The 13,468-nt window shown below is 54.6% G+C and carries 10 protein-coding genes; 3 read left to right on the top strand and 7 right to left on the bottom strand.

Annotated features, from left to right (window positions below; genetic code table 11):
• Positions 1 to 84 precede the first annotated feature (84 nt).
• Both HCX89_RS09795 and HCX89_RS09790 read right to left on the bottom strand, forming a co-directional pair.
• Complete coding sequence (locus tag HCX89_RS09795; RefSeq protein WP_107004849.1) at positions 85 to 2,130, bottom strand: S9 family peptidase; 2,046 nt, start codon at positions 2,128 to 2,130, stop codon at positions 85 to 87.
• Positions 2,131 to 2,196: 66 nt separating this feature from the next.
• Positions 2,197 to 3,714 (bottom strand): fumarate hydratase, encoded by a 1,518-nt coding sequence (locus HCX89_RS09790; protein ID WP_025887332.1) that lies wholly within the window; start codon positions 3,712 to 3,714, stop codon positions 2,197 to 2,199.
• A gap of 255 nt (positions 3,715 to 3,969) precedes the next feature.
• Between HCX89_RS09790 and pabB the strand changes: the two genes are divergently transcribed.
• Positions 3,970 to 5,379 carry an aminodeoxychorismate synthase component 1 gene (gene pabB, locus HCX89_RS09785; RefSeq protein WP_167715854.1) on the top strand — a complete coding sequence of 470 codons (1,410 nt, stop codon included), beginning with the start codon at positions 3,970 to 3,972 and terminating at the stop codon, positions 5,377 to 5,379.
• 96 nt (positions 5,380 to 5,475) lie between these two features.
• Positions 5,476 to 6,045 carry a CoA pyrophosphatase gene (locus HCX89_RS09780; RefSeq protein WP_025010306.1) on the top strand — a complete coding sequence of 190 codons (570 nt, stop codon included), beginning with the start codon at positions 5,476 to 5,478 and terminating at the stop codon, positions 6,043 to 6,045.
• 17 nt (positions 6,046 to 6,062) lie between these two features.
• Here HCX89_RS09780 and HCX89_RS09775 read toward each other — a convergent pair whose 3' ends face one another.
• The gene (locus tag HCX89_RS09775) at positions 6,063 to 6,398 is read right to left on the bottom strand and encodes a hypothetical protein (protein ID WP_025010305.1); all 336 of its coding nucleotides are present in this window, start codon (positions 6,396 to 6,398) and stop codon (positions 6,063 to 6,065) included.
• Positions 6,399 to 6,599: 201 nt separating this feature from the next.
• On the opposite strand from HCX89_RS09775, the gene asnS reads away from it, so the two are divergent.
• Complete coding sequence (asnS, locus tag HCX89_RS09770) at positions 6,600 to 8,000, top strand: asparagine--tRNA ligase (protein WP_025010304.1); 1,401 nt, start codon at positions 6,600 to 6,602, stop codon at positions 7,998 to 8,000.
• A gap of 72 nt (positions 8,001 to 8,072) precedes the next feature.
• On the opposite strand, the gene HCX89_RS09765 is transcribed toward asnS, so the two are convergent.
• The 4 genes from HCX89_RS09765 to HCX89_RS09750 are packed head-to-tail and all read right to left on the bottom strand — an operon-like array spanning position 8,073 to position 13,211.
• Positions 8,073 to 8,780 carry an ATP-binding cassette domain-containing protein gene (locus tag HCX89_RS09765; protein ID WP_236574409.1) on the bottom strand — a complete coding sequence of 236 codons (708 nt, stop codon included), beginning with the start codon at positions 8,778 to 8,780 and terminating at the stop codon, positions 8,073 to 8,075.
• Positions 8,777 to 10,618 (bottom strand): ATP-binding cassette domain-containing protein, encoded by a 1,842-nt coding sequence (locus tag HCX89_RS09760; protein ID WP_096141931.1) that lies wholly within the window; start codon positions 10,616 to 10,618, stop codon positions 8,777 to 8,779. Before HCX89_RS09760 ends, HCX89_RS09765 begins: the two co-directional genes overlap by 4 nt.
• On the bottom strand, positions 10,615 to 11,676 hold the full coding sequence (locus HCX89_RS09755) for an ABC transporter permease (protein ID WP_146507669.1): 1,062 nt from the start codon (positions 11,674 to 11,676) through the stop codon (positions 10,615 to 10,617). The genes HCX89_RS09760 and HCX89_RS09755 overlap by 4 nt, the downstream gene beginning before the upstream one ends.
• Positions 11,667 to 13,211 carry an ABC transporter substrate-binding protein gene (locus HCX89_RS09750; protein ID WP_238336453.1) on the bottom strand — a complete coding sequence of 515 codons (1,545 nt, stop codon included), beginning with the start codon at positions 13,209 to 13,211 and terminating at the stop codon, positions 11,667 to 11,669. The genes HCX89_RS09755 and HCX89_RS09750 overlap by 10 nt, the downstream gene beginning before the upstream one ends.
• Positions 13,212 to 13,468 lie beyond the last annotated feature (257 nt).

Genomic DNA, 13,468 nt, shown 5'->3' with positions numbered 1-13,468 from the left:
CTTCGGCTGCAAAACACCTTTATTCAAGCCATGAAAAAACCGGCCATCAGGCCGGTTTTGTGGACTAAACGCTCCTGCCGCCTTTTATTTGGTCCAGCGGTCCATCCAGCCCAGTACCTTGGCGTACCATTGCTCAAGGTTATTGGGGTTGAGGATCCAGTGGTTCTCGTCCGGATAGATCAGCAACTCCGAAGGGATATTGTTGCGCTGCATATAGCTGAACGCGGCCAAACCCTGACCGTAAGGTACCCGGAAGTCTTTCTCGCCGTGGATCACCAGCATTGGAGTCTTCCAGTTTTCCACATAGTTGGCCGGATTGAACTTCTCATAAAGATCCTTGGCCTGCTCATAGCTGCCGCCAAACTCATGCTCAGGGAACCAGAGTTCCTCGGTTACATGGTACATGGAGCGCATATCAAACAAGCCGGCGTGGTTAACCAGGCATTTGAAACCGTCGTTCCAGTTGCCTTGGATCCAGTTCATCATGTAACCGCCGTAGGAGCCACCAAGGGCACAGGCGTTATCGGCATCGATCCACTTCTGCTGTTTGGCAACCGCAGCCAGACCTTTTTGCAAATCTTCCAAAGGCTTACCGCCCCAGTCCAGGCTGATGGAATCGGTAAAGGCCTGACCATAGCCGGTAGAGCCGTGGAAATCCACCATCACCACGGCATATCCGGCACCGGCCCACAGCTGAGGATTCCAGCGGAAGCTGAAACTGTTGCCGAATGAACCTTGTGGGCCGCCGTGTACCAGGAAGGCCACCGGATACTGCTTGCCTTTCTTGAAGTTGGCCGGCTTGAGCCAGTAACCATAAACCTCTTCGTTGTTCCAGCCCTTGAAGCTGAACTGCTCGAACTCACCGAACTTGACCTTGTCCAGCTTGGCCTTGTTGACTTCAGTCAAACGGGTCAGGTTTTGCCCTTCCATGTTGATGGAGTAGAGATCGCCCGGTTCCACCAAAGACTTATGATTGATGATCAAACGATCGCCCGCCAGACCCACCAGGCTGTTGCTGCCATCGTTGTAAATGGCGCGCACATCACCAAACTGGGTGTTGATGGCAAATACAGACACCTGCCCCAGATCCTGAGCGGTCACATACAGGGTGTTGTTATCTTTACCAAAGCTCAGCGAGGCCGGGCTTCTGTCCCACATGGGCGCCACTTCCTTGCTCTGACCCGTGACTGTGTCTTTGAGCATGATGCGGTATCTGTCGGCCTCGAATCCGGGCTTTTTCATCGCCAGATAGGCCAGATAGCGGCCATCGGCGGAAAACACCGGCTGAGCATCCCAGGCCTGGTTATCTTCGGTGAGATTCTTGGCCTTACCACCTGTGACCGGCACTTGCCAGAGATCGTAGTTGGTGGTCCAGGCCTGATCTTTACTCGGTGCCTTGGCACTGTAGACAATATATTTACCATCCGGGCTGAATGTCACCTCTTCCATGCCGGAAAATGGCTTGGGTGGGGTTTCGGTATCCAGGCCCTTGGTCACATCCACCGGCTTACCTAGCTTGCCGTTTTCAAGCTGCGCCACAAACAGGTGATTACGGGCATGGTCAGACCAGGTGTCCCAGTGACGCACCATCAACTGATCGTATTCACGACCTGTACTCTTGCGCTCGGCTTCTTTATCAAACTTGGCTTTTGAACATTCCAGGGTGTCGCACTCGGGAAAAACACGAATGCTCATCACTACCTGCTTGCCATCGGCCGATAATTTGTAGCCGTCGATACCCAGAGGCAAATCAGATACGGCCTGGGCTTCACCACCATCCAGCGGCAAGCGATACAGTTGGCTGCTGCCATCACGGGCGGCGATAAAATAGACTTGCTTGTCGTCGCTGCTGAAGGCCACATCGTGCTCGGTACCCGGTGCAGAAGTCAGCTGCTTGGGCGCCGCGTTCTTGTCACTGAGATCCAACAGATAAAGATCTGAGCCGCTGCCTTCATCGGTGACCTTCTTCAGGCCATAGATAAGCTTGGTACCGTCATTGGATACAGCGGCAGAATGGAGTTTGTTGAGCTTGACCAGATCCTGGACAGTAAAAGGTGCCTTATCGGCAGCCAGCGCCGGCAGAGCCAGACCTGCGGCGAGCAGCGCCATCAATAGTGGGTTGGTTTTCATTATAAATCTTCTTATTGGTTGTTGATTGCAATGCAAAAGGGGCCAACAGGCCCCTCAAGGTTCAGCTTAAGCCTTGGCGTTCTGGATATTCACCTTCCAGATTGCCGGGCCGGTTTCGTGCGCATTCACCCCGTTGGAGTCAACCGCTACAGTAACAGGCATATCCTTGACGTCAAACTCATAGATGGCTTCCATCCCGAGATCTTCAAACGCCACCACACGGGATTGCTTAATCGCCTTGGACACCAGATAAGCGGCGCCGCCGACGGCCATCAGATATACCGCCTTGTGCTTGCGGATAGATTCAACTGTGGCCGGACCACGTTCGGCCTTGCCTATCATGCCCATCAGACCCGTCTTATCCAGCATAAGATCGGTAAACTTATCCATACGGGTAGCGGTTGTCGGGCCGGCCGGGCCAACCACTTCATCACCTACCGGGTCGACTGGACCTACGTAATAGATGAATTTACCAGTGAAATCAACTCCTTCTGGCAAGCCTTCACCGCTTTCAATCAGGCTCTGGATCCGTTTGTGAGCCGCGTCACGGCCGGTGAGCATCTTACCCGAGAGCAGCAGAGTATCGCCGCTGTTCCAGCTTTCAATCTCTTCCTGGGTAACGGTATCGAGATTGACTCTGCGCACGCTCTCACCCACTTCCCAGGTGATTTCCGGCCAGTCATCAAGGCTTGGCGGAGTCAGCTCGGCAGGGCCGCTGCCATCAAGATGGAAATGCACATGACGGGTGGCGGCGCAGTTGGGGATCATCACCACAGGCTTGGAGGCGGCGTGGGTTGGCGCTGTCTTGATTTTAACGTCCAGCACAGTTGTCAAACCGCCCAGGCCCTGGGCACCAATGCCTAAGTTGTTGGCGCGCTCGAAAATATCCAAACGCAGTTTCTCTTCCGTGGTTTCGGCGCCGCGTTCCATCAACTCGTGAATATCCACGCTCTCCATCAAGGCTTCCTTGGCAAGCACAGCGGCTTTCTCGGCGGTGCCGCCAATACCTATTCCCAGCATACCCGGTGGACACCAGCCGGCGCCCATGGTTGGCAGTGTCTTCTCAACCCAGGCGGCGATATCGTCAGATGGATTGAGCATCACCATCTTGGCCTTGTTTTCACTGCCGCCACCCTTGGCGGCAATGGCCACTTCGATATGATCGCCGGGAACCATCTGAATATGCACCACGGAAGGTGTGTTATCGCGGGTATTCTTGCGACTGCCGGCCGGGTCGGCCACTATTGAGGCACGCAGCGGGTTATCAGGATTGGTATAAGCGCGGCGCACGCCTTCATCCACCATTTGCTGCACTGTCATATCAGTCTTGTCCCACTGCACGCCCATCCCCAGATAGACATAACAGGTCACAATGCCGGTATCCTGACACAGGGGTCTGTGTCCTTCGGCAGACATACGCGAGTTGATCAAAATCTGGGCAATTGCATCCTTGGCAGCCTGGCTCTGCTCACGCTCATAGGCGGCGGCCATGGCGTCGATAAAATCTTTGGGATGGTAATAGGAGATATATTGCAGGGCATCACTGATGCTGTCGATAAAGTCAGCTTGCTTGATTACAGACATGTTTGGCGCTCCATTAGCCTAAGGATCCGCCCCTTCAGCTCAGGATCAACGCTCAACAGAGATTCAAGCCAAAGCCTTGAATTTCAGGCTCCGCTTGTCGGTTTTGCGACACAAAAATGCTCAAAACGACAGCAAAGCCGTGATACAACGCGTTTTCACCAAGGGCCAGGGGTGGTTTTATTAGTTTTTTGTGGCCGTTATGATACTCTTTCGTTCCTTTTTGGGCTACATCACATTTTCAGATAGGGTCGTTCGATGTACCAGCAGGCTATTTGCCCTCCCGCCATTCGCGTTCTTGACTGGCAACTCTCAACCTTAGAGCTGTTTTCCCACTTCAGCGGTGAGCCTTGGGCCATGCTGCTGGATTCGGCCGATGCCCAGCACAATGACGCCAGATACGACATCATAGTTGCCGAGCCAATAGCCAGACTGGTGACCATGGCTGAAACCACCCAAATCTCTGAGGCGAGCGGCGTACGATGCTCAAGTGACGATCCTTTTGCCTTGCTGCAACAACTGCTGCAACAGTATTTTCCCAATGCCATGCAGGTCAATCTGCCTTTCAGCGGCGGCGCGGTGGGCGCCTTCAGCTACGATCTTGGCCGCAGACTGGAAAAACTGCAAAAACTGGCCGCAGCCGATATCGCTCTGCCGGAGATGAATGTCGGTCTTTATGACTGGGCTCTTATTCGCGATAAGCAATTAGAATGCTGGCAATTGGTGCACTACCGCGGCGAAAAGGCGCTGACAGCAACCCTGTCGTGGCTGACGTCCAAAGTCACAAACAGCCCCAATAAGCACCTTGACCAGAAAGCGTTCCGACTCAGCGGTGAGTGGCGCTCGCAGCTCAGCCGCGAGCAATATGGCGACAAGTTTGCCAAAGTGCAGCAATATCTTCACAGCGGCGATTGTTATCAGATCAATCTGACCCAAAGATTCCAGGCCGACTATCAAGGTGATGAGTGGCAAGCCTATCGTAAGCTCAGACAAGCCAATGGCGCGCCCTTTTCTGCCTTTATTCGCCTGGAGCATAACTGTATCCTGTCCATCTCACCCGAGCGTTTTATTGCCCTGGATTCCAATCGCCATATTGAAACCAAGCCCATCAAGGGTACCCTGCCCCGAAGTGCCGATGAACAGCAAGACAGGGAACTTGCCAAACAGCTGGCGGGGTCGGAAAAAGACAGAGCCGAAAACCTGATGATAGTGGATCTGCTGCGCAACGATATTGGCAAGGTCGCCAGCCCAGGTAGTGTGGCCGTACCGCATCTATTTGCCATAGAAAGCTTTCCGGCGGTGCACCATCTGGTCAGCACGGTAACCGCCGAACTGGCAGCGGGTTATCAGGCCACAGACTTGCTGAGGGCCGCCTTCCCCGGCGGCTCTATCACAGGCGCGCCCAAGATCCGCGCCATGGAAATTATCGAAGAGCTGGAACCCAGTCGCCGCTCACTCTACTGCGGCGCCATCGGGTATCTGAGCCAGGATGGTAAAATGGACAGCAGCATCACCATTCGAACCCTGGTTGCCGATTCCGGGCAGCTCTATTGCTGGGCCGGCGGCGGCATAGTAGCCGACTCAGATGTGGATGCCGAATACCAGGAAACCTATGATAAAGTGAGTCGAATACTGCCGCTATTAGCCCCGGAGCCCGACTCACCTTAGCCTGATACCTGCATTCAAGCTGGTTGAGAGTTCTTTGCGAAGACAGGACAATAATGGCTTTGGTTATTGATTACTTCAATCGACTTCAAGGACGCTATGGATAAAGACGAGCTGTTAACCCGTTTTCAACTCAGAGCCCTGAGTCGATACCATTCTAGCCCTTTGACCCCGGCCAAACTCAGAGCCGCGGCGGTACTTATCGCTTTGGAGCCGGGTTTGCAGGGACCGGAGCTTATCCTGACCCAGAGGCCGAAGCATCTTAAGGCTCATCCCGGTCAGGTGAGCTTTCCAGGCGGCAAACCGGAAGCCGAAGATCAGAACCTTATCATGACAGCCCTCAGGGAGGCCGAAGAAGAGATAGGTTTGGCACCGGACAATGTCGAAATCATAGGTCAACTTCCCAATCACCCCACCTTTACCGGCTTTGAGATCACCCCTGTACTTGGCTGGGTAAAGTCACCCTTTGAGGCCAAAATTGACCCGGCCGAAGTGCAGGAGCTGTTTCGGGTGCCGCTGGCTTTTTTACTCGAAGAGGAAAATCGTCACACGGCAATGTTCGAGCGCCGCGGCCATTTCTACCCAGTCACCTTTATTCCCTATCGCAGGCACTTTATTTGGGGCGCCACCGCGGCGATTATCGATATGCTCTGTCGACAACTGCGCTGACAACACAACATGAAGGCTTAGATAAAGAAACGCAGATACAAGCCGGCGGCGGTGGATGAGAGCAGCAACAGTGGAATATTGAACCAGTAACCCAAACGGCTGTGATGGGCCACATACCAGTTAAAAGCCAGACTGAGGAAACTGATGGCGGCGCAAGCCCAGATGATGTATTCCAAGAGCATGGTTTGCTGAGGGTCCCAGTACAAACGCACCGGCGCCCCTTTGCTGAAGAAGTAGCCTACGGCCCTGTCCGGCCTCGCCTTATCGAATACCAGCAGGGCATAAATTGCCAGTGACCAGCCTATAATCGATAGGCTTGCCAACAGATATTGAAAGATTTTCACCTTCTTCATCCGAACTCCTTCCGTCTGAAGGGGGATATTACCCCCAGAATACCTTTTTCAGCTTGAGAAAAGCCACCAGCAAGGTAATATAAACCTCCAAATTTTTTCCTGTGTCATCAATATAGTCAGGGATTTGCCTGATTTCTGCTCTCGAACTATTTTCGGGGCCGAGTTGAAGCATAAAACGTTTCATTGGAGAACTAAGCAATAATGAGCATTGCATCTGTCGCATCTGTATTTAAAGGTGAGCATGCGGTCGGTTCACAGGTCACTGTACGTGGCTGGGTTAGAACCCGTCGTGATTCCAAGGCCGGCATCTCGTTTCTTGCCGTCTATGATGGTTCCTGTTTCGATCCTATCCAGGGCGTGGTGCCAAATAGCTTACCCAATTACAATGACGAAGTGCTGAAGCTCACTGCCGGCTGCTCCGTGATTGTCACAGGTGAAGTGGTTGAAAGCCCAGGCTCAGGCCAGGACTTTGAACTGCAAGTGACCCAAGTGGAAGTCACAGGTTGGGTGGAAGATCCTGATACCTACCCTATGGCCGCCAAGCGTCACTCGGTTGAACACCTGAGGGAACTGGCGCATCTGCGTCCACGTACCAACATCATTGGCGCAGTTGCCCGGGTACGTAACTGCCTGTCACAGGCGATTCACCGTTTCTATCACGAAAACGGCTTTATCTGGGTCTCTACCCCACTGATCACCGCCTCAGACTGTGAAGGCGCCGGTGAAATGTTCCGGGTATCGACGCTGGACATGGAAAACCTGCCACGCACTGCCGATGGCAAGGTGAACTATGACGAAGACTTCTTCGGCAAAGAGGCGTTTCTGACCGTATCCGGCCAGCTCAACGGCGAAACCTACGCCTGTGCCCTATCGAAGATTTACACCTTTGGCCCTACTTTCCGCGCCGAAAACTCCAACACCAGCCGTCATCTGGCTGAGTTCTGGATGGTTGAGCCGGAAGTGGCCTTTGCCGATCTGAACGACATTGCCGGTCTGGCCGAAGCCATGCTCAAGTACGCCTTCAAGGCGGTGCTGGAAGAGCGGATGGACGACCTGCAGTTCTTTGCCCAGCGCGTCGATAAAGGCGTGATTGAGCGTCTGGAGAACTTTGTCAGCAGTGACTTTGCCCAGGTGGATTACACAGATGCCGTTGAGATCCTCAAAAACTGCGGTAAGCAGTTTGAGTACGATGTCGAGTGGGGCATAGATCTGCAATCCGAGCATGAGCGTTATCTGGCCGAAGAGCACTTCAAGGCTCCTGTGGTAGTGAAAAACTATCCTAAAGATATCAAGGCCTTCTACATGCGTCTCAACGAAGATGGCAAGACAGTGGCGGCGATGGACGTATTGGCCCCCGGTATAGGTGAAATTATCGGTGGTTCACAGCGTGAAGAGCGCCTGGATGTGCTGGATATGCGCCTGGCCGAGATGAACCTCAACAAGGAAGATTACTGGTGGTATAGAGATCTGCGCCGTTATGGCACTGTGCCTCACTCAGGTTTCGGTCTGGGCTTCGAGCGTCTGGTGTCTTACGTTACCGGTGTTTCCAACATCCGCGATGTGATCCCCTTCCCTCGCGCCCCAAGAAGCGCCAACTTCTAACGAACTCTTATCCAAAAAACGCGCTTCAGGGCGCGTTTTTTATTGGCTGAATATCAGTTCGGCTGCAGATTTTTACGCCGGCTTAAAGGGCTGCACTCTGTCGCAAACCGCGCCGAGCAAAGGTTTGTCGTGAGAGATCACCAGCAAGGTCAATTGCCTATCATGGGCTATCTGCAATAGTTGCTGCCAAAGCCTTTGCTGACTCACCATATCGAGCTGGGCCGTGATTTCATCACAGATAAGCAGCCTGGTTTCCGGCACCAGTGCCCTTAAAATATTGAGCCTTTGCAGCTCACCGCCGGAAAGGCCGCCGGGGCGAGATGCCAACCAGCGTCTGAGTTCAGACTCGGCCACGCCGAGCATGGGCAAGAGATGAGCATAATCACGCCCCTGCCAACTCTCATTCAAGGATTGCGCCAGGGTCAATCTGGGGTTGAACGCCTGCTCCGGCTGCTGGATAACCCACTGAATGGGTGAAGGGCGACCGCGAACCTGCCTGAGCTGCCGACAGCATTCAAGCTTTCCCGCCGCAAGCGGCATCAAGCCTGTGAGTATCGCCGCCATGGTAGACTTGCCGCAGCCACTGTCACCCCAGATCCCGAGAATTTCGGCGCGATTAATGGCTATCTCAGGCAGCTCAATCACCTTACTGCCCCGGTAAGCCAAGCCATCACTGAGTGAAAGCAGCGGCGATAAGGATGCAGAAGGCAAAGGTGCGCTTTCAAGCTCCAAAGCAGAGCCGGATTGAGCCGGTTTTGTTTGCAAAGAATTTAGACTCATGCGCGCCTCCGACAAGGCGAGTTGCTGAAACTCTCCAGGCTGTCACCATGAGACTTTTGTTGACTAGCGGCTTGACTAGCAGCTTGGTTATAGAGTTGGCTATTGAGTTGACTCTTGGGCTCGCCAGTAGATTCAGCATCAGCCAAGCGACAGCTGCCGGCAGGCCAGTTTTCCGGCAATGCCGCCAGCAAGGTTTGGCTGTAGCAGCCTTCGCGCTCACACTTATCTCCCAACTTATGCCCGGCAAGACTCACCCGCAGACTGGCACTATCCGTCACCTCGGCGAGCCGGCCGCGGCGCAGCAGATACAGCCCGGCATCCAAGGCCAGCACGGCCCTGAGGTTATGACTGATAACCAGCACCGCCTTGGGGCCGGCGTCTAAACCCAGTCGTAGCTGCAAGGCGCCACTGGCAACGTCATTGAGCAAGGCGTAAAGCTCGGTGGCAGCAAGCTCATCCAGGCCGCAACAAGGCTCATCGGCCAGCAGTAGATCCGGCGCCTGCAGCAGGGCCTGCGCCAGCAACACCCGCCGGGCCATACCGCCGGAGAGCATGGGAGGATAAGCCGCCAGGATCTCAGCTGTGATACCCAGCTCACCGTACAGAGCCTGTCGATAAGGACGCATGGCATCATCACAGTACCAGTCGAGCAATTCGCTTATCTTAATGTTGGCGTCCAGTACCTGGGTGCTTTGAGCGCAAAGCGCCGTCTTCTGTGGCCGCATCAAGCCAGAGCATTGCATGACTATCCCCTTTGGCAAACTGCCCATGATAGCCAGCGCCAGCAAGCTCTTACCGGCACCGCTCTCCCCCAGCACTGCGGTAACCTGTCCTGGAACCACCTCAATATTGAGCCCATCCAGCAAGGTTCTGCCATTGCTATCCTTCAGGGTTAAATCTGTCACTTGGGTATGAATAGCGGCGGCGGGGTTAACATGGTTTGAGGAAAATAAATCACTTTTGGACTCCATGGCATTGGTGCCCGGTAACTTAGGCGCAGCCACACCGTTTCTGGCAAACTGGATCAGATTTTCGGCAAGCTTAGACAGCAGCAGAATAAAGCTCAGCAACAAGAGCCCGGGGAACAGCGCCAGCCACCATTGGCCAAGCAACAGATAGCGATTGGCCTCAGCCAGCAGTTCGCCCATGGAGGGCGCGTTGCTGTCGAGGCCAAAGCCAAGAAAGCTCAGCGCCGCGACATGGAGCAAGGCATGCGGAAACAAGTTGAGCCCGCCAATCAGCCACTGTGGCATAATGTGAGGCCATAAGTGGCGCATGCGGGTGCTGAACCTGGAGCCGCCGAAACCCAGAGCCAAACTGACATAGGGCTGAGCCAGGATTTCATCCATTTCCAACAAGAGTAAACGGGTCAGTCTCGGCCAGTGGCTCAAAGCCAGGGCCGCTATCACCCCATATTCCTGGCCGCCAAAGGCCAACGCCAGTAAGATAAGCAGCAACAGATGTGGCAGCGACATACAGAGATCGCAACCGAGCAATACAGCCTGGCGCCATCTGGATCCGGTTTGCGCCAGCAAGGCCAGCAGCAGTGCCAGCGAGCTACTGAGCAATACCGCCAGCGCGCCTATCCACAGACTTTTGAGCATGGCCGCGCCGCTGCGTTCGGCCATATCACGCCCAAGCCAATCCGTTCCCATGGGATGAGCCCAGGATGGCCCCTGACTCTTGGCCAGCAGGTTAAGCTCACTGGCATGGTTGCCAAATAGCACGCAGAGTGCCGTCAGCAACAGAAGTCCGCAAACCGGCCAAATCCAGATGGCGACGCGGCGGCCATCCTTTACCTGAAGGGTTTTCAAATAGAGCGTTAAACCGCCCATCATGCCTGCACCCCAGCGGCATGAGTCGACCCCCCACTGAGCCTGCCGCGCTGCAATCTGGCGCTGATAAGCTCGGCGGCCAGGTTACCGCAAAACACAAACAGCGCCGAAAACAGGGTGATCCCCATCAGCAAGGGCGCATCGTTGCCGAGTCCGGCCTTGACCAAAGCACTACCGAGTCCGGGGAAGTTGAACACGGTTTCGGCGAGAATAGATCCGCCGAAAAGCTCGGCAAAAGAAGCAAAGTGCAGCACAATCGCAGGTTTCAAACTATTGGCAAAGATATGCTTCTTGAATATCGCAAGACGACCTTTGCCGTGACTTTGGGCATATCCCACATATTCGCTGTGGTAGAGATCCAGTACCTTTTCCCGGGTGTGCAGCACCAAGGGCGATAGCTGGCTCAGCGTCAGGACAGTCAACGGCAAAGCAAGATGCAACAACATGCTGCCAAGGCTCTGCTCGGTAAAACTCAGCCCAAGCGGCGCAGCGCAGCACACTGGCGTCCAGGCCAGAGTGACAGAGAACAGGCTTATCATGATCATCGCCAACCAAAATGACGGAATGCTCGAAAGCAGCCAGGCAAAGCGTCTCAGCCAGCGATCGCAGAGACTCCCTTCGGTGATTGCACACAGCAGCCCCAAGCCATAACCGAGCAGCAGAGCCAATCCCCAGGAAAGCGCCATCAACAGCAGGGACAGCGGCAAGCGCTCGGCAATCACCTCGGAAACGCTCTGGCGAAACACCAGGCTCTGGCCCATATCGCCACTCAGCAGCGCGGAAAAGTAGCTGGTGATCTGCTGCCAGAGTCCGGTGTCCAACCCCAGCTCGCGGATCATCTGGGTGCGCTGGGCATCGGATACCGCCAGCAGGTTACCGCCAAGGTAGTGGATTAAGGGATCGAGCGGCGATAATGACAAGAGCACAAACGCCAACAAACAAGCAAACAGTAACAGCAGCGCAAGCCGTATTGAACGCAGTAAGGCGCCACAACAGCAGACTGACGACCACTTTTGAGGCGCTATCGGCTTGCAGGCTGACGCTGGTGATTTCACGGACATTGCCAGCGCCACTGGTTGATATTATTGGTGATCGGCCAGCCATGGCCATGGGGCTCAACCAAGGGCTGCCCAAGGTACAAACACGGATTGGCGGCATACAGATGCTGCAGATTCACCAACCAGCTCCAGGGCACATCCTGGCTTATCTGCTGCTGCGCCTGCTGCCAGAATGCAATTGCGCTATCAACAGAATCTGCCTCGCGAGCCTTTTCCAGCGCCTTATCGACCAGCGGGTTTTGATAGTAGCCTGAATTGAAATAGCCTTTGCCGGCATTGCGACTGTCGTAGATAAGCGCCATCTCATTGGCAGAAAGGCTACCAAAGCCAAAGAGTACCGGCGCCTGATGCATCACTCGATAGATGTTTTCCCAGCTGTCCGCCTTGGGCTCCACCTCGAACCCGGCCATTCTGGCCATCTGGGCACTGGTCAGCGCCAACTGCTCACGTATGCTGTCACCGGCCAGATAGTAGAGCGGGAATGTCAGCCGTCGCCCATTCTTTTCGCGAATGCCGTCTGCTCCCGGTAACCAACCGGCATTGGCCAAGAGTTCAGACGCTTTGAGTAAACGCTGTTTCAAGTCCCAGTCGGCCCAACCTGGAACCGCGCCGCCCCATGGCAAGTCATCGGCAATTGACCAGGCAGGTCTTGCATACCCTCCCAGCAAGCCATCGACAAGTTGCTGGCGGTCGATCACCATATCGAAGGCTTGGCGCACCGCCAATTCACTGGTGACAGGGTTATCTTCTGCTCGCATCGGCCAGGCAATGCCGCGGTTATCGACGCTGGTTTGTGACCACAGGCGATAATTGCCCTGCTCCATCAGGGCATCGGCATATCTGGGTGCCAGTGCCGAGAGTTGCAACTGTCCGGTTCTGAGCATGGCAAAGCGGCTGTCTTCGTCGGCAAAGACGATGACCAATTTGTCGAAAAAGGGCTTTTTCAGCAATGGGTTGTCGGGATCGGCACTCTGATATTTGGGGTTGGCTTCCAGGATCAACTGCTGCCCCTTATCCCAGCGGCGCATTTTATAGGGCCCCGAGCCTATGGGATGCTGACCATAATCCGGGCCGTAACTGTCGCTTGGCACTATCGCCAACTCTGCCAAGGTATCGATAAAGCCAATATCTGCCTGCTTGAGGGTGAATTCGACTTGCAGTTCAGACTTTTGCTCCACCCAGGCAAGATTGGACAAGTCCTGCATGCCGGCCCCTTTTCTGGCGAGCTCAAAGGTAAAGGCGACATCCTCTGCATTAAGCGGACTGCCGTCACTGAACACCAGATTGGGCCTCAGCGTCACTGTCCATTTGAGCCTGTCCGGGCTCAGGGTCCAATCACTGGCGAGATCGCCGATAAACTCACCACCGCCGGCGCGGCGCAGCAAGGCAGATTGAATAAGCGGATTATTGTAACGCCCCCAGCCAAGGATGGGGTCAAAGCCACCATCGGGCTCGGCGCCCAGCACCATAACCAAAGGCTTTGGGCTATTGGAAGCATCTACAGAGGAAGGCAATACAGCAAGCAGCGAAGTGCACAATAAAGCGCCCAAACCAAGTAAACGACCAGGCTTTGACAATGGCTGCCCGTGCCATAGAGGAGGCTTGCCTTGATTGCGTTGGGAATTGCTTGAAAGAGATGAAAACAACACCTGAGACTCCCCGAAAATGGTGAAACCCTGCCAGTGACGCTTGTTGATTGGCTGGAGCCTTGGTTTGTTGTTATCACCCAAACCGGTAAAACCGGCTTGTTGTTACTCAATCATATAGGTGTAACAAAGGTTAAGGCTGGCAGCCT

The organism is Shewanella sp. Iso12, from assembly GCF_012030025.1.
GTDB lineage: Bacteria > Pseudomonadota > Gammaproteobacteria > Enterobacterales > Shewanellaceae > Shewanella > Shewanella algae.
Note: the sequence above shows the minus strand (reverse complement) of the source record. Positions and strands in the feature narration are given on the sequence as shown.